Genomic DNA, 15,842 nt, shown 5'->3' on the forward strand with positions numbered 1-15,842 from the left:
AGCACCGATGCGTACCGAAGCCAACGTCTTCATCATCCCCGGCGCGTTCTTCTTCGTCGCCGGCACGGCCTACGGGATCTTCACCCACTGGGCCGAGTTCGTGGGCGTGACCGCGATCTACCTCACGGGCGCCATGTTCGCCATGGTGTCCGTGTACTTCAAGATGCTCGAGAAGCGGCACGGCAAGCGCGCCGAGGACCGCCTCGACGCCGAGATCTCGGAGGACGCCGGCCTCCAGGGCGTGTTCGCGCCGTGGAGCTGGTGGCCGCTGGTGTGCGGCGCCGGCGCCGCCCTCGCGTTCCTCGCCCTGGCCGTCGGCTGGTGGATCATGGCGCCGGCCGCCGTGCTCGGAATCATCGGCCTGGTCGGCTGGGTCATGGAGTTCTCGCGCGGCCAGCACGCGCACTGATCCCAGGATCGCCTCGAAGCGGCCCGTCCCCTCAGGGGGCGGGCCGCTTCCGCGTTCCCCGGCCGCCGCTGTCGGCGGGGCGCGGCACAATGGGGACCGTCGCATCGTCCCCACCGACGGGAGCCCCCCATGACCGAGCCCGTGCACGCCGCGGACGCCCACGACCTCATCCGGGTGGAGGGGGCGCGCGAGAACAACCTCAAGGACGTCTCGCTGACCATCCCCAAGCGGCGGATCACCGCCTTCACCGGGGTGTCCGGCTCGGGCAAGTCGTCGCTGGTGTTCGACACGATCGCGGCGGAGTCGCGGCGGATGATCAACGAGACGTACAGCTCGTTCATCCAGGGCTTCATGCCCTCGCAGTCGCGGCCCGACGTCGACGTGCTCGAGGGGCTCACCACGGCGATCATCGTCGACCAGGATCCCATGGGCGCCAACGTGCGCTCCACGGTCGGCACCGCCACGGACGTGCACGCCATGCTGCGCATCCTCTACTCGCGCCTCGGCGAGCCGCACGTGGGCCCGCCGCAGGCGTTCAGCTTCAACGTCGCGTCGTCATCCGGCTCGGGCTCGGCGACCGTGACGCGCAAGGACGGCAGCACCGTACGTGAGCACCGCGAGTACTCGGTCACGGGCGGCATGTGCGTGCGCTGCGAGGGCACCGGCCGCGTCAGCGAGCTCGACCTCAGCCAGCTGTTCGACGAGTCGCGGTCCCTGGCCGCGGGCGCCATCACCATCCCGGGCTACACGGCCGACGGGTGGGCGGTGCGCATGTACACGGAGTCGGGCTTCCTCGACCCCGACAAGGCGATCCGCGACTACTCGGCGCGCGAGCGCGACGCGCTCCTGCACAAGGAGCCCACGAAGGTCCGGATCAACGGCATCAACCTGACGTACGAGGGACTCATCCCCAAGATCCAGAAGTCGATGCTGTCGAAGGACCCCGACGCGATGCAGCCGCACATCCGGGCGTTCGTGGATCGGGCGGTGACGTTCGCGACGTGCCCCGACTGCGACGGCACGCGCCTGAGCGCGCTGGCGCGCTCGTCGAAGGTCGCGGGGCGCTCGATCGACGAGCTGGCCACGATGCAGATCTCCGACCTCGCGGAGTGGATGCGTACGCTCGACGAGCCGTCCGTGGCGCCGCTGCTCGCGTCGCTGCGGGAGACGCTCGACTCGTTCGTCGAGATCGGGCTGGGCTACCTCTCGCTCGACCGCGCCGCCGGCACGCTGTCGGGCGGCGAGGCGCAGCGCACCAAGATGATCCGCCACCTCGGATCGGCGCTCACCGACATCACCTACGTCTTCGACGAGCCGACGGTGGGCCTGCACCCGCACGACATCGCCCGCATGAACCGCCTGCTCGAGCGGCTGCGCGACAAGGGCAACACCGTGCTCGTGGTCGAGCACAAGCCCGAGACGATCGCGATCGCGGACCACGTGGTGGACCTCGGGCCGGGCGCGGGCACCGGGGGAGGGACCATCTGCTTCGAGGGCTCGGTGGAGGCGCTGCGGGCTTCGGAGACGCTCACCGGGCGCCACCTCGGGTACCGCGCAGAGCTCAAGGACGGCGTCCGCGCCGCGACGGGCGCGATCGCGATCCGCGATGCGCACGCCAACAATCTGCGCGACGTCGACGTGGACGTGCCGCTCGGCGTGCTCACGGTCGTCACCGGTGTCGCGGGCTCGGGGAAGAGCTCGCTGATCCACGGCGGCATCCCCGCGGAGGCGGGCGTCGTGACCGTCGACCAGCGGCCCATCAAGGGATCGCGCCGCTCGAACCCCGCGACGTACACGGGTGTGCTCGACCCGATCCGCAAGGCGTTCGCCAAGGCCAACGGCGTCAAGCCCGCGCTCTTCAGCGCCAACTCCGAGGGCGCCTGCCCGGCGTGCAAGGGTGCGGGCATGATCTACACCGAGCTGGGCGTCATGGAGACGGTCGCGACGGTGTGCGACGCGTGCGAGGGCCGGCGCTTCAGCGACGAGGTGCTCGAGTACCACCTGGGCGGGCTGTCGATCGCCGACGTGCTCGAGATGCCCGTCGAGCGGGCGCACGCGTTCTTCTCCGAGGGCGAGGCGCGCAACCCGGCGGCCGCGAAGGTGATCGGGCACCTCGTCGAGGTCGGGCTCGGCTACCTCGCGCTCGGCCAGCCGCTCACCACGCTCTCGGGCGGCGAGCGCCAGCGCCTCAAGCTCGCGACCCACATGGGCGACAAGGGCGGCGTCTACGTCCTCGACGAGCCCACCACGGGCCTGCACCTGGCCGACGTCGCGCAGCTGCTCGCGCTGCTGGACCGGTTGGTGGACTCCGGCAAGACGGTGATCGTCATCGAGCATCACCAGGCGGTCATGGCGCACGCGGACTGGATCATCGACCTCGGCCCGGGCGCGGGTCACGACGGCGGGCGCGTCGTGTTCGAGGGCACGCCCGCGGACCTGGTCGCGGCCCGGTCGACGCTCACCGGCGAGCATCTCGCGGCGTACGTGGGGGAGGGAGAGGTCAGCCGCCCGTAGCGTCGCCTCCGCGGGTGTCGCGCGCGGCGAACCCGGCCACGCCGACGAGCCGCGCGATCACCACCGCGACGAACAGCGTGCCGAGCACCGCCTCGAACGACCACAGCGAGCGCGCCCACGCCGACACGGGCACGATGTCGCCGAAACCGAGCGTGGCGAGCGTGACGTAGGAGCCGTAGAGCAGCCCCTGCCAGGTGAGCGCCCCGGCGGCGGCGTTCGGGTCGAGGAAGCTGCCGGGGTTGGCGAGCTCGATGAGGGCGGAGGCCACGCCGAAGACGCCGCCGATGAGGAGGTAGGCGCTCACCGCGACGAGCAGGAGGTCGATGGTGCGAGCCCGCGGCGGCGGATCCACGAGCGAGCCGACGAGCGTGACCACCAGCGCGAGCTGCAGCAGCCCGACGCCGATCAGCATGGCCGACGTGGCGGTCTCGTCGTGCTGCCGGAACGCGAACCACGTGGCGCCGAGCACGAGCAGCAGCGACGCGAGCAGCAGCGGCCAGTAGCGGCGGCGGTCAGCGTTGGCGCGGTGGACGCTGAAGACCACGACGCCGACGTAGGCGAGCAGGTACACGACGGTCCAGCCGGTCCCGGCGAGCGTGATCGGGTACCCGAACTGGAGCACCACGAGCGTCGCGAGCAGCAGCCACAGCATGGGGCGCCGGCGGGCGGCGTCGGAGGCGGAGGACGTCATGCCCCCCACCGTAGCGTCGCGCCTGGTGGCGGCGGGGGAGGACCGCCCTGCAACGCCGCGAGGGCGGCCCCCCGACGTCGGGAGACCGCCCTCGCGGACGTGGTGCGTGTCAGGCGACGATGAGGCCCTGAGCAGCCGACGCGGTGGCGAAGCGCGCCTGGACGTTGGCCCAGTCCACGACGTTCCACCAGGCGTTGACGTAGTCCGCCTTGACGTTCTTGTACTGCAGGTAGAACGCGTGCTCCCACATGTCGAGCATGAGCAGCGGGATGAGGCCCACCGGCACGTTGCCCTGCTGGTCGTACAGCTGGACGATGATGAGCTTCTTGCCGAGGGTGTCCCACGCGAGGATCGACCAGCCGGAGCCCATGATCGTCATCGCGTTGTTGGTGAAGTGCGCACGGAAGCCGTCGAACGAGCCGAAGTGCTCGTCGATCGCAGCCGCCAGCTCGCCCTCGGGCTTGTCGCCGCCGTCCGGCGACATGTTGGTCCAGAACACCGAGTGGTTGGTGTGGCCGCCCAGGTTGAACGCGAGCGCCTTCTCGAGGCCCGCGATGGCGCCGAAGTCGCCGCTCTCGCGGGCGCCCGCCATCTTCTCGAGGGCGGTGTTCGCGCCGGCGACGTAGGCGGCGTGGTGCTTGCTGTGGTGCAGCTCCATGATCTCGCCCGCGATGTAGGGGTCGAGGGCGCCGTAGTCGTACGAGAGGTCCGGCAGCGTGTAGTCGGCCATTCTTCCTCCAAGGTCGGGCCGCGGCGCAGGGCGCGACGCGGCCGGGTTTCCGGGAACGCTCCGAGCCTAGCGGGCGGAGCGGTGTGGGACACCCCTGACAACCGGGCCCGCTGCCAGGGAATTCCGGGTGGACGTTGCGCGGGGCGGGGGAGCGCCCGAGCCGCACCGCGCATCGTCCCCGGGAACGCCGAAGGGGCGCCGGTCCGAAGACCGACGCCCCTCCTGGACGGTGGTGCTAGTGGTGCGCGTGCTGCGCCTCCGCGAGCTCCTCCGGGGTGACGGGGGAGATGCGCTTCTCGAAGTAGATGCGCGACAGGCGCTGCTTGAAGCGGTCCCATCGGTATCCCTTGCGACGCACGCCGCGGTCGTTGTACTCGGGCTCGATCTCGAGGGGGGCGATGTCCTCGTACGACACGAGCATCCAGCGCTCCTGGTCCGTGAGGGGCTCGTGGACCTCGACGTACTCGCCGTGCTCGTGACGGACGATGCGGCCCGTCTCCTTGCCGTGCAGGACCAGCTCGCGGTCCTTGCGCTGGAGGCCGAAGCAGATGCGACGGGTGATCCAGAAGGCGAGGGCCGGGATGACGAAGATGCCGATGCGGAAGAACTTCGTCAGGTCGTTGAGCGACAGGTGGAACAGGTTCGCGATGATGTCGTTCGAGCCCTCCATCACCAGGATCACGTAGAACGTGATGAGGGCGACGCCGATGCCGGTGCGGACCGGGGCGTTGCGCGGGCGGTCGAGCACGTGCTTCTCACCGCGGTCGCCGGTGGCCCAGGACTCGATCCACGGGTACAGCGCCACGAAGCCGAAGAACAGGCCCGGCATGATCAGCGCCGGGATGAGGAGGTTGAGGGACAGCGTGTAGCCCCACAGCTCCCACTCCATCGGGATGACGTCGAACAGCCAGCCCGGCATGAGGCGCAGCGCGCCGTCGACGAACAGGATGTACCAGTCGGGCTGCGTGCCGGCGGACACGGGCGACGGGTCGTACGGGCCGTAGTTCCACACCGGGTTGATGGTGAACAGGGCCGCGACCAGCGCGACGATGCCGAACACGACGAAGAAGAAGCCGCCGGCCTTCGCGGTGTACACGGGGAACAGGGGCAGGCCCACGACGTTCTTGTGGGTGCGGCCGCCGCCCGGGTACTGCGTGTGCTTGTGCAGGAACACCAGGAACAGGTGCAGCGCGACGAGCACGAGGATGAGGCCGGGCACCAGCAGGATGTGCATGGTGAAGAGCCTCGGGATGAGGATCTCGCCCGGGAACTGGCCGCCGAAGATCCAGTACGAGATGTACTCGCCGACGATCGGGATCGAGCGGGTGACGCCCTCGATGATGCGCAGGCCGTTGCCGGAGAGCACGTCGTCGGGGAGCGAGTAGCCGGAGAAGCCCGCCGCGAGCGACAGGATCATCAGCGTGAAGCCGACGAGCCAGTTGAGCTCGCGCGGCTTGCGGAACGCGCCGGTGAAGAACACGCGCGCCATGTGGGTGACGATCGCGGCCGTGAACAGCAGCGCCGACCAGTGGTGGATCTGGCGCATGAGGAGGCCGCCGGGGACCTCGAAGGACATGTGCAGCGTCGAGGCGAAGGCCTCGGACATCTCCACGCCCTGCATGGTCGCGAGCGGGCCGTCGTACGTGACCTCGGTCATCGACGGCACGAAGAACGCCGTCAGGAACACGCCCGAGAGCAGCAGCACGATGAACGAGTACAGCGCGATCTCGCCCAGCATGAACGACCAGTGGTCGGGGAACAGCTTGCGCGCGAAGAACTTGAAGAAGCCGCCGATCGACGTGCGCTCGTCGACGTAGTTCGCGGTGCCCGCGGCGGCGGAGTCGAGACGTGCGCCCATCAGTGGCTGCTCCCGTCGGTCTCGTCGGACGACAGCCCGTCAGACGTGTGCTTGAGGCGCGACCAGTAGGACGGGCCGATGGGCTCGTGGAAGTCGGACTGCGCCACGATGTAGCCCTCGTCGTCGACCGCGATCGGCAGCTGGGGAAGCGGGCGCTTCGCCGGGCCGAACACGACCTTGGCGCCGTTGGCGACGTCGAACGTCGACTGGTGGCACGGGCACAGCAGGTGGTGCGTCTGCTGCTCGTACAGCGCCACGGGGCAGCCGACGTGGGTGCAGATCTTCGAGAACGCGATGATGCCGTCGAACGACCAGTCCTCGCGGCCCGGCTGGAGGTTGAGGTCGCGCGGGTCGAGGCGGAGCAGCAGGACGACGGCCTTGGCCTTCTCCTCCAGCTTGCCGTGCTCGAGGTCGTTGAGGCCCTCGGGGATCACGTGGAACGCGGAGCCGATGGTGACGTCCGACGCCTTGATCGGGGTGCCCTCGGGGTCACGCGTGAGACGCATGCCCTTGCGCCACATGGTGTGCGCGAACTCGCCGGTGTTCCAGTTGGCGCCCATGTTGCCGATCTGCGGCCACAGGAGGGCGAGCGGCGCGGCGAGCATCGCGGTGACGAGCGAGCCGACGAGCAGCGGGCGGCGCTTGACGCCGCCGATGCCCGAGTCCTCCGCGCCGTCCTTGAGGTTCTGGATCGCGCCCTCGCGCGCCTCGTCCGACGAGCGGAGCTCGTGGCGCTCCTCGACCATCTCGTGGTCGCGCATGAGGGTCTTCGCCCAGTGGATCGCGCCGAGGCCGATGCCGATCATGGCGAGGAAGATGCCGAAGCCGATCGCCATGTTGGTGAAACGGATCGACTCGATCTGGCCGTCCATCTTGAGCGTCATGTAGGAGACGATCGCGATGATCGTGCCGAGGATCGACAGGCCGAAGAGGGCCGCGACCTGGCGCTCCGCCTTCTTGTCGGCCTTGGGGTCGACGTCCGCGCGGCGGGGGCGGTGGTACGGGAGGCCGGGGTCCTGGAAGGACTCCGGCGCGTTGTCTGCCGACTCGTGCGAGGTCGGGTTCTCAGTGGTGCTCATGAAGAACGGGCTCCGATCCACACGGTGCTGGCGATGATGAGTCCGAGGGCGACGAGCCACCCCCACATGCCCTCGGCGACGGGGCCGATGGAGCCGAGGCGGAGACCGCCCGGCGAGCCCTGGTCCTGCGCCTTGAGGTAGGCGATGATGTCGCGCTTGCCCTCGGGGTCGATGTTCGCGTTGTTGAACACGGGCATCGACTGCGGGCCCGTGAGCATCGCCTCGAAGATGTGGGTCGGGGTGGTCTCCCAGAGGTTGGGAGCGTACTTGCCCTGCGTGAGCGCGCCGCCACCGCCGATGGAGCCGTGGCACATGGCGCAGTTGGTACGGAAGAGCTCCATGCCCTTGGCGGGGTCGCCCAGCGCGGGGTCGACCTGCTCGGCCGTCGGGATGGCGGGACCGGCACCGAGCGACGCGACGTACGCCGCGAGCTGGTTGATCTGGTCCTGGGTGAACTGCGGGCGCTTGGCGATGGCCTGCGGGCCCGAGGCCTGCATCGGCATGCGGCCGGTGCCGACCTGGAAGTCCACGGCGGCGGCGCCGACGCCCACGAGGGACGGGGCGACGCCCGTGGTGCCCTGGGCGTCGAGGCCGTGGCACGAGGCGCAGTTGGCGGCGAAGAGCTTCTGTCCCTGGGTCACGTCGTCGGCGGTCGCCGTGGTGGCGGCGTCGGCGGACGATGCGGTGGAGACGGCGGCGGCGACGCCCGCGATGATCGCGAGCAGCAGCAGGACGAGGACCACCGGCGCGGCGCGGTGGTAGCGGTGACGTGCGAGTGCGTTCACGGTCAGCCCCTTACTGGATCACGTAGATCACGGTGAACAGCGCGATCCACACCACGTCGACGAAGTGCCAGTAGTACGACACCACGATGGTGGTGGTCGCCTCGTGCGTGCCGAACTTCTTCGCCGAGAAGGAGCGGGCGAGCACGAACAGCATGGCGATGAGGCCGCCGAGCACGTGCAGGCCGTGGAAGCCGGTGGTGAGGTAGAAGACCGAGCCGTACGGGCTGGACGAGATGGTGAGGCCCTCGGAGATCAGCTCCGAGTACTCGAACACCTGGCCGCCGATGAAGATCGAGCCCATGATGTAGGTGAGCACGAACCACTCGTGCATGCCCCAGCCCTTGAACTGGTAGAGCTTGCCGGTGCGGCGGCGCTGGTAGCGCTCGGCCGCCCACACGCCCGCCTGGGCGGTGAAGGACGACAGCACCAGGATGCTGGTGTTGATGAGGGCGAAGGGGACGTTCAGCAGCTCGGTCTTGTCGGCCCACACCTCGGGCACCTGAGCACGGAGCGTGAAGTACATCGCGAACAGACCCGCGAAGAACATCAGCTCGGAGCTCAGCCACACGATGGTGCCGACGGCTACCTGATTGGGCCGGGTCGCGTGGATGGGCGACGGCGCAGTCGTGGCTTGGGACATAGGTCCCATTAAAGCGTAAGGAGGCTCCCGTTCTCACCAACGAAACGGGTGAACCGCACGACGAGTTCCCGCGTGTGTCCGAAGTGTCCCGCCGCGGGCCGTCCCGGGGGCGGAGCGGCCCTGGTGTCGTGCCAGAATGGGCGCCATGAGCGACGTGGTCAAGCACGAGTCCGGGGACGTGGTCGTCCGCAAGGCTCGCATCCTCCTGTACAGCGACGATCGCAACGTGCGCGAGAAGGTGCGCTTCGCGGTCGGCCCGACCACCCACGGGCGTCCCATCGAGTGGGTCGAGACCGCGACGCATGCCGCCGTGACCGACCAGCTCGACTCGTCGACGTTCGACCTCGTCATCCTCGACGGCGAGGCCGCGAAGGTCGGCGGCATGGGCATCGCCCGCCAGATGCGCCACGAGCTGTTCTCCTGCCCGCCGATCCTGCTGCTCGTGGGCCGGCCCGGCGACGCGTGGCTCGCGACGTGGTCCGAGGCCGACGCCGCGGTGTCGCACCCGCTCGACCCGTTCGTCGTGCGCGACGCGGTCGACTCGTTCTTCGCGCCCGCGACGGCCTGAGGCTCGCGACGATGGCGACGCTCCAGGACCTGCTCGCGCGCCTCGTCGAGCATGAGGACCTCACCACCGAGGAGACGGCGGCCGTCATGGACTCGGTCCTGACCGACTCCGCGTCGCCCGTCGCGATGGGCGCGTTCCTCGCGGCGCTGCGCGTCAAGCGCGAGACCCCCGCCGAGGTCGCGGGGCTCGCGCAGGCGATGCTCGCCCACGCGCTGCGCTTCGAGGTGCCGGGGCGCACCGTCGACATCGTCGGCACGGGCGGCGACGGCGCGCAGACCGTCAACATCTCCACGATGGCGTCCCTCGTCATGGCCGGCGCGGGCGTCACGGTCGTCAAGCACGGCAACCGGGCGGCGACGTCCCGGTCGGGCTCGGCGGACGTGCTGGGCGCGCTCGGCGTGCGCCTCGACCTCCCGGTCGAGCGCGTCAAGGAGCTGGCGACCGAGGTGGGCATCACGTTCTGCTTCGCGCAGGTGTTCCACCCGTCGATGCGCTTCACGATGCCGATCCGCAAGGAGCTCGGCGTGCCCACCACCTTCAACATCCTGGGGCCGCTCACCAACCCCGCGCAGCCGCAGGCGACCGCGATCGGCTCGTCGTCGCTGCGCGTGTCGCCGGTGATCGCCGGCGTGATCGCGGCCCAGGGCCGCGAGGCGCTCGTGTTCCACGGCGACGACGGTCTCGACGAGCTCGCGCCGACGGGCCCCGCCACCGTATGGGAGGTCCGCGGCGAGGGCGCCACCGAGCTGCGCCTCGACCCCGTCAACGACCTGGGCCTCGCGCGGATCACCATCGCGGACCTGCGCGGCGGCGACGCCGAGGAGAACGCGGCCGTGGCGCGCCGCGTCCTCGCGGGCGAGGGCGGCCCGGTGCGCGACACCGTGGTCCTCAACGCGGCCGCGGGCCTCGTCGCGGATGCGACGCTGCCGGGCACCGGCAGCGGCACCCTGGTCGAGCGCTTCCTCGCGGGCATGGACCACGCGGCGCGGTCGATCGACACCGGCGCCGCGTCCGACGTGCTCGACCGCTGGGTCGCGGCGACCCGCGGCTGATCCTCAGCCCTCCGTCTGGCGGGTGAGCGGACGCGCCTCGCGGTCCGCGACCCTGGCCTGGACCCAGCGCGCGTGGCGCCCGGCGCCGGCCACCGGCATCGACCACTCGCCGTCGACGTGGAGCAGCCGCGTGCCCGGCGTCTCGATCCACCGCGACACGAGCTCGCGCTCCTCGACGAGCACCTCCTCGTCCAGCTCGAGGTCGGCGGTGAGGGCGCGCAGCCGCTCGGCCGCCGCCCACACGCCCTCGCTCACCCGCTCCGACCCCGCGAGCGCGCCGCGGCGGATCGCCACGACGTCCCAGCCGTCGCCGACGCGGCGCACCGCGACCAGGGAGCAGCGCGCGAGCGCGGCGAGCCGCTGGGCCCGCATGGCGCCGTCCACGACGGCGCTCACGCCGTCGCGCAGCTCGGCGGCCCGCTCGTAGTCCAACGCCTCCGCGCGCTCGGCGATCTGTGTCGCGAGCGCGGCCACCACGGGTGTCGGATCGGTGCGCAGCGCCTCGCGGGCAGCGCCGGCGGTCGCGGCGTAGCCGGACTCCTCTCCGCGCACGCAGGGCGCCGCGCACGCCCCGAGGTCCTTGAGCAGGCACGCGCGCGCGTTCGCGCGGGGCACGATGGGCAGGCGGGTCGTGCAGGTGCGCACCCCGAGCGCGCCCTGGATGACCTCGATCGCCAGGCGCGCGTCGGTCGCCGAGCGCATCGGCCCCAGCGCCCCCTCGGGACCCGTCACCGCGCGCGACACCGCGAGCCGCGGGTACCGCTCCTCGGTCATCCTCACCCACGCGGTGCGCTCGGGCCGTGCCGACCTGCGGTTGTACCGGGGGCGATGCTCGGCGATGAGGCGCACCTCGCGGACGTTGGCCTCGAGCTCGGTCGCGCAGACGAGGGTGTCGACGCCGACCGCGAGCTCGAGCATGTCGCGCACGGAGCGTCGCTGCTCGCCGGTCGTGAAGTACGACTTCACGCGTGAGCGCAGGTTCTTCGACGTGCCGACGTAGAGGCGCTCGCCCCGGGGGCCGCGGAACGTGTAGACGCCGGGCTTGGCCGGGACGGCATCGGCCATCGCCGCCTTCTTGCGGATCTTCTCCGGCATGGGGTTGCGCAGCGCGTCGAGGTCCTCGCGGTGCGTGATCCCGAACGCGGCCACGCGCTCGAGCATGCGGTGGAGGATCTCCGAGGTGGCGCGCGCGTCCTCGAGGGCGCGGTGGTTGGGCTCGACGACCGTGCCGAACACGCGGGCGAGCGTCGCCAGCTTCTTGTTCGGCGCCTCCTCCTTGGTGGTGGCGCGGCGCGCGAGCGTGACGGTGTCGACCACCTGGTTGCCCGGCCACCGGTAGCCGTGCTCCCGGCACGCCGCGCGCAGGAACCCTGTGTCGAACGGCGCGTTGTGCGCGACCAGGACCGCGTCGCCCAGGAACTCGAGGAACGACGGCAGCACGGCCTCGATGCGCGGCGCCGCGACCAGCATCGCGTCGGTGATTCCCGTGAGCGCGACGATGAACGGGGGGATGGGCATCCCCGGGTCGACGAGCGTCTGGAACTCGCCGATCACCTCGCCGCCGCGGGTCTTCACCGCGCCGATCTCGGTGATGCGTGCGGTGCCCGGCGACGTGCCGGTGGTCTCGAGGTCGACCACGACGAACGTGGTGCGATGCAGGGGCTCGCCGACGTCGTCGAAGGAGCGCTGCTGGTGCAGCAGCTGCTCGATGGTCGAGGAGGGTCCGGTCATGCCCACGACGGTACGTCAGCCCTCCGACAGCGCCGTCCCGCGGTCGCGGAAGCGGGTGCGGACCAGGCATGACGATGCGATGTCGGACCCCCCTCCTAGCGTCGGAGGCGTGGTGATCGACCGCGACCGGCGCGGGCGGCGCCCGATGGGAGGGACCGACGATGCTGATCGACTGCGATTCGTGCGAGATGCGGGGCAGGAGCTGCGGCGACTGCGTCGTGTCGTTCCTGACGATCGAGGTGCGCCCGACCGACCGCGCGCGGGTGGAGCTGGACGACGACCAGGCGAGCGCGGTGTCGGCGCTGGCCGACGCGGGGCTGGTGCCGCCGCTGCGGCTCGTGCGCCCGCCGCGGGCGTCGTGACCCGACGGTGCGTGCCGGCGGAGGGGGACCGCCGGCACGCGCCGTCAGCGCCCGGCGCCGTGGCGCCGGAGGACCGTGCCGTCCGGGTCGTAGGTGAGGCGGACGGTGTCGAGACGGTCCACCGCGGCGCCGACCAGCGTGCGCTGCTCGACGGGGCGTTCGACGAAGTTGGCGTACTGGAGCGCGCCGGTCCAGGGCTCGAGCGCCTCCAGCGCGGCCTCGACCATCGCCGAGGCCTGGGCGAGCGTGGCCGCAGGGGTGGCGGGGGCCACCGCGACCGCCGCGGCGACGCCGTCGATGCCGGTGAGCGCCGCATCGTCCAGGGTGCCCGCGGACAGGGCGCCGCCGAGCTGGCGCAGGTCGGCGGCCACGACCCCCGCGCATGCCTCGGAGTCGAGCGCGGCCAGCCACGCGTCGATCGCGGCGTCGTCGAGCGAGGACAGCACCACGCCCTCCGCCGACCCGGCCGAGGGCTCGGCCGGGTCCATCGCGAGTCGGCCGAGCGCGTCGGGGGTCACGGGGGAGACGTCGTCGATCACGGGTGCGAGCTCGCGCAGCGGCGCGAGGAGGCGGTCGGCGAGCTCGTCGGACCCGACGATGGCCGCCTGGACGAGCGTGAACGACCCTCCGCGGATGGCGGCGGGCAGCTCCGGGGCGTCGGGCAGGCGCAGGACGCGGGCGGTCGTCGTGATCTCGCGGGGCAGGTGGGGCAGCAGCCGCGCCCACGCCTTGAGCACCTCGCCGGCCCGCTCGCGGGGCCACCAGAGGCTTCCGGCGGTGAGGCGTGCGACGTCGACGAGGCGGATGGTGACCTCGGTGACGACGCCCGCGCCGCCACCCCCACGGAGCGCCCACCAGAGATCCGCGTGCTCGGACGCGGATGCGACGACGACGGCGCCGCCGGGCAGCGCGACCCGCGCGGAGACGATCGAGCCCGCGCCGAGGCCGTGCAGGCGGCCGAGCCAGCCCACGCCTCCGCCGAGCAGGTAGCCCACGACGCCGACGGTCGCAGACGATCCGGACAGGCCCGCGAGGCCGTGCCGGGCGGCCGCCTCGATGACGGACCCCCAGGTGGCACCGGCGCCGACCGTGGCCGTGCGGCCGATCGGGTCGACCGCGACGTACGACAACGCGGAGGTGCGCAGCAGGATGGCGGCGGAGAGGTCGCCGAGCGCGGCGGCGCCGTGACCGGTGCCCTGCGGGGCGACGCGGACGTCCATGCGGGCCGCGAGGCGCAGCGTGCGGGCGACGTCGTTCTCGGTGCGCGCGATGACGACCGCGACGGGCCGCTGGTCGACGCCGAGCTGCCAGGCGGCGCGGGCGGCGTCCCAGTCGGGATCCGACGGCAGCACGACCTCGCCGTCGAGCAGGGCGGCGAGGTCGTCGAGCGCGGCGTCGAGGGTGGCGCCGGAGAGGCGGGTGCGGGAGGGGTTGGAGACGGTGGTGAGCGGGGATCGTGAGGCCGCGAGGGCATCGGTGGACATGGTCATGGTCGGAACCTCCGGGTTGGATTCCCGACCATGCTGGTCATGTCCGATTTGTCCGACCAGCCCCGAGTTGTGGTGCCACCGTCATGGGTGCCCCCCGCGCGGGGGCATCCGGCACCCGATGACGTCAGCGGGCGCCGGGCGCGTACAGCTGCGCGACGTCGTCCGCGAAGTCGCGGAGCACCTGGGCTCGCCTCACCTTGAGGGAGGGGGTGAGCCGCCCGTTCTCGACCGTGAGCTCGTCGTCCAGGATCTCCCACCGGCGGATCGACTCGGCGCGCGAGACGGCGCCGTTCGCCCTGGTCACGGCCCTGTCGAGGTGCTCGCGCACCGTGGCGTCCCGCGCCGCCTCGGCGGGCGTCATCTCGGGAAGCCCGTGGCCGCGGAGCCAGCCCGGCAGCGCCTCGGCGTCGAGCGTGATCAGCGCGCCGATGAACGGCCTGGCGTCGCCCACGACGATGCACTCGCCGACGAGGGCGTACCCGCGCAGGCGATCCTCGAGCACGGCGGGCGCGACGTTCTTGCCGCCCGCGGTGACGATGATCTCCTTCTTGCGGCCCGTGATGGAGAGGTAGCCGTCGGCGTCCTCGTGCCCCACGTCGCCCGTGTGGAACCAGCCGTCGCGCATGGCCTCGGCCGTCGCCTCGGGGTTCCGGTGGTAGCCGGAGAACAGCATGTCGCCGCGCAGCAGGATCTCGCCGTCCTCGGCGATGCGCACCTCGAAGCCAGGCAGCGGCGGCCCGACGGTGCCGATCCTCGTGAGCGCGGGCCGGTTGACGTGCGACGCGGCCGTGACCTCGGTCAGGCCGTACCCCTCGAGCACCCGCAGGCCGAGCCCGTTGTAGAAGTGGCCGAGGCGCTCGCCGAGGGGCGCGGAGCCGGACACGGCGTAGCGCGCGGACCCGCCGAGCACCGCGCGGATGCGGGAGAGCACGAGCCGGTCCGCGACCCGGTGGCGCAGCCGCAGCGCGAGCGACGGGCCGCGCGGGGTCTCGAGCGCGCGCGAGTAGTCGATCGACTGCCTCGCGGCCCACCGGAAGATCCCGACCCTGCCACCGTCGGCCGCGCTCTGCTCGGCGGCGTTGTAGACCTTCTCGAAGACGCGCGGCACGGCGAGGATGAGCGTCGGGTGGAACGTCGCGAAGTACGGCACGAGCTTGCGCGAGTCCGGGCAGTAGCCGATGACGGTGCCGGAGGCCAGCAGGACCACCTCGACCAGGCGCGCGAGCGAGTGCGCGAGCGTGAGGAACAGCACGGTGCTCGCGCCCTCGCGCAGCAGCACGTCCTCGAGCTCCTCCTGGATCCCGTACGTGTGGCGCACGAAGTTGAGGTGCGTGAGCGCCACGCCCTTGGGGCGGCCGGTCGTCCCCGACGTGTAGACGATCGTGGCGGGGGAGTCGAGCGTCGCGAGCGCGGCCCGCTCCGCCACCAGCGCGTCGGGGATGCCGACGCCGGCGGCGATCAGGTCCTCGAGGCAGCCGTCGTCGATGACGAGCACCTCGCGCAGGGGGCTCTCCGGGTCCGCGGCGACCGCCCGCGCGAGCTCGGCGTGGGCCTCCGTCTCGACCACCAGCAGCGCGATCTCCGCATCGGACGTGATCCAGTCGACCTGCGACGCGGACGACGTGTCGTAGATGGGCACCGGCAGCGCCCCCACCGTCCACACCGCGACGTCGATGATCGACCACTCGATGCGGGTGCGCGCCATGATGCCCACGCTCTGACCCGGCTGGACGCCGCGCGCGATGAGCCCCTTGGCGACGGCGGTCACCCACGCCTGCGCCTCGGCGCCGGTCACGTCGAGCCACCGGTCCTCGGCGTCGGCGTGCCGCATCACCACGCGGTCCGCGCGGATCCGCCACGCGTCGGAGATCAGCGCGACGATGTTGGGTGCGTAGTCGGCTCGTGCGGGTTGGGTCATGTCTTTGGGACTCCG

General features: G+C 71.7%; 14 protein-coding genes. 5 read left to right on the top strand and 9 right to left on the bottom strand.

Going from position 1 to position 15,842, the window contains the following annotated elements; all coding sequences use genetic code 11:
• Positions 1–7 precede the first annotated feature (7 nt).
• Entirely contained in the window at positions 8–409 is a 402-nt protein-coding gene (locus tag AOM04_RS09155) for a cytochrome c oxidase subunit 4 (protein ID WP_062464490.1), read from the top strand.
• A 129-nt stretch (positions 410–538) separates the two neighbouring features.
• Entirely contained in the window at positions 539–2,923 is a 2,385-nt protein-coding gene (locus AOM04_RS09160; RefSeq protein ID WP_062464491.1) for an ATP-binding cassette domain-containing protein, read from the top strand.
• Here AOM04_RS09160 and AOM04_RS09165 read toward each other — a convergent pair.
• The 6 genes from AOM04_RS09165 to ctaE form a co-directional block, all read right to left on the bottom strand.
• Positions 2,910–3,614 carry a potassium channel family protein gene (locus AOM04_RS09165; RefSeq protein ID WP_062464492.1) on the bottom strand — a complete coding sequence of 235 codons (705 nt, stop codon included), beginning with the start codon at positions 3,612–3,614 and terminating at the stop codon, positions 2,910–2,912. The genes AOM04_RS09160 and AOM04_RS09165 overlap by 14 nt on opposite strands.
• Before the next feature lie 109 nt (positions 3,615–3,723).
• Positions 3,724–4,344, bottom strand: a complete 621-nt coding sequence (locus AOM04_RS09170) for a superoxide dismutase (RefSeq protein ID WP_062464493.1) — start codon at positions 4,342–4,344, stop codon at positions 3,724–3,726.
• Between the two features lie 235 nt (positions 4,345–4,579).
• A complete protein-coding gene (gene qcrB / locus AOM04_RS09175) occupies positions 4,580–6,202 on the bottom strand; it encodes a cytochrome bc1 complex cytochrome b subunit (RefSeq protein WP_062464494.1) in 1,623 nt (540 codons plus the stop codon).
• Positions 6,202–7,281, bottom strand: a complete 1,080-nt coding sequence (qcrA, locus tag AOM04_RS09180; protein ID WP_062464495.1) for a cytochrome bc1 complex Rieske iron-sulfur subunit — start codon at positions 7,279–7,281, stop codon at positions 6,202–6,204. Before qcrA ends, qcrB begins: the two co-directional genes overlap by 1 nt.
• The gene (qcrC, locus tag AOM04_RS09185; protein ID WP_062464496.1) at positions 7,278–8,066 is read right to left on the bottom strand and encodes a cytochrome bc1 complex diheme cytochrome c subunit; all 789 of its coding nucleotides are present in this window, start codon (positions 8,064–8,066) and stop codon (positions 7,278–7,280) included. Before qcrC ends, qcrA begins: the two co-directional genes overlap by 4 nt.
• A 10-nt stretch (positions 8,067–8,076) precedes the next feature.
• Positions 8,077–8,706: an aa3-type cytochrome oxidase subunit III gene (gene ctaE / locus AOM04_RS09190; RefSeq protein WP_062464497.1), complete on the bottom strand. Its 630-nt coding sequence runs from the start codon at positions 8,704–8,706 to the stop codon at positions 8,077–8,079.
• Between the two features lie 145 nt (positions 8,707–8,851).
• Between ctaE and AOM04_RS09195 the strand changes: the two genes are divergently transcribed.
• Together AOM04_RS09195 and trpD are read left to right on the top strand one after the other, a co-directional pair.
• Positions 8,852–9,274 (top strand): response regulator, encoded by a 423-nt coding sequence (locus AOM04_RS09195; protein WP_062464498.1) that lies wholly within the window; start codon positions 8,852–8,854, stop codon positions 9,272–9,274.
• An 11-nt stretch (positions 9,275–9,285) separates the two neighbouring features.
• Entirely contained in the window at positions 9,286–10,326 is a 1,041-nt protein-coding gene (gene trpD, locus AOM04_RS09200) for an anthranilate phosphoribosyltransferase (protein WP_062464499.1), read from the top strand.
• Between the two features lie 3 nt (positions 10,327–10,329).
• On the opposite strand, the gene AOM04_RS09205 is transcribed toward trpD, so the two are convergent.
• The gene (locus AOM04_RS09205; protein WP_062464500.1) at positions 10,330–12,057 is read right to left on the bottom strand and encodes a DEDD exonuclease domain-containing protein; all 1,728 of its coding nucleotides are present in this window, start codon (positions 12,055–12,057) and stop codon (positions 10,330–10,332) included.
• Positions 12,058–12,218: 161 nt separating this feature from the next.
• Between AOM04_RS09205 and AOM04_RS09210 the strand changes: the two genes are divergently transcribed.
• Positions 12,219–12,419: a hypothetical protein gene (locus tag AOM04_RS09210; RefSeq protein WP_062464501.1), complete on the top strand. Its 201-nt coding sequence runs from the start codon at positions 12,219–12,221 to the stop codon at positions 12,417–12,419.
• Positions 12,420–12,463: 44 nt separating this feature from the next.
• Here the strand turns inward: AOM04_RS09210 and AOM04_RS09215 are convergent, their stop codons facing one another.
• Both AOM04_RS09215 and AOM04_RS09220 read right to left on the bottom strand, forming a co-directional pair.
• Positions 12,464–13,909, bottom strand: coding sequence for an FAD-binding oxidoreductase (locus AOM04_RS09215; protein WP_062464502.1), 1,446 nt, complete (start codon positions 13,907–13,909; stop codon positions 12,464–12,466).
• Between the two features lie 124 nt (positions 13,910–14,033).
• The gene (locus AOM04_RS09220) at positions 14,034–15,827 is read right to left on the bottom strand and encodes an AMP-dependent synthetase/ligase (protein ID WP_062464503.1); all 1,794 of its coding nucleotides are present in this window, start codon (positions 15,825–15,827) and stop codon (positions 14,034–14,036) included.
• Positions 15,828–15,842 lie beyond the last annotated feature (15 nt).

It is taken from the genome of Demequina soli, from assembly GCF_000971195.1.
Lineage (GTDB): Bacteria > Actinomycetota > Actinomycetes > Actinomycetales > Demequinaceae > Demequina > Demequina soli.

What these genes read in the sequence shown, in the direction of transcription:
- AOM04_RS09155 (WP_062464490.1), top strand. Translation starts at nt 8, where the DNA reads ATGCGTACCGAAGCCAACGTCTTCATCATCCCCGGCGCGTTCTTCTTC.
- AOM04_RS09160 (WP_062464491.1), top strand. Translation starts at nt 539, where the DNA reads ATGACCGAGCCCGTGCACGCCGCGGACGCCCACGACCTCATCCGGGTG.
- AOM04_RS09165 (WP_062464492.1), bottom strand. Translation starts at nt 3,614, where the DNA reads ATGACGTCCTCCGCCTCCGACGCCGCCCGCCGGCGCCCCATGCTGTGG.
- AOM04_RS09170 (WP_062464493.1), bottom strand. Translation starts at nt 4,344, where the DNA reads ATGGCCGACTACACGCTGCCGGACCTCTCGTACGACTACGGCGCCCTC.
- qcrB (WP_062464494.1), bottom strand. Translation starts at nt 6,202, where the DNA reads ATGGGCGCACGTCTCGACTCCGCCGCCGCGGGCACCGCGAACTACGTC.
- qcrA (WP_062464495.1), bottom strand. Translation starts at nt 7,281, where the DNA reads ATGAGCACCACTGAGAACCCGACCTCGCACGAGTCGGCAGACAACGCG.
- ctaE (WP_062464497.1), bottom strand. Translation starts at nt 8,706, where the DNA reads ATGTCCCAAGCCACGACTGCGCCGTCGCCCATCCACGCGACCCGGCCC.
- AOM04_RS09195 (WP_062464498.1), top strand. Translation starts at nt 8,852, where the DNA reads ATGAGCGACGTGGTCAAGCACGAGTCCGGGGACGTGGTCGTCCGCAAG.
- trpD (WP_062464499.1), top strand. Translation starts at nt 9,286, where the DNA reads ATGGCGACGCTCCAGGACCTGCTCGCGCGCCTCGTCGAGCATGAGGAC.
- AOM04_RS09205 (WP_062464500.1), bottom strand. Translation starts at nt 12,057, where the DNA reads ATGACCGGACCCTCCTCGACCATCGAGCAGCTGCTGCACCAGCAGCGC.
- AOM04_RS09210 (WP_062464501.1), top strand. Translation starts at nt 12,219, where the DNA reads ATGCTGATCGACTGCGATTCGTGCGAGATGCGGGGCAGGAGCTGCGGC.
- AOM04_RS09215 (WP_062464502.1), bottom strand. Translation starts at nt 13,909, where the DNA reads ATGACCATGTCCACCGATGCCCTCGCGGCCTCACGATCCCCGCTCACC.
- AOM04_RS09220 (WP_062464503.1), bottom strand. Translation starts at nt 15,827, where the DNA reads ATGACCCAACCCGCACGAGCCGACTACGCACCCAACATCGTCGCGCTG.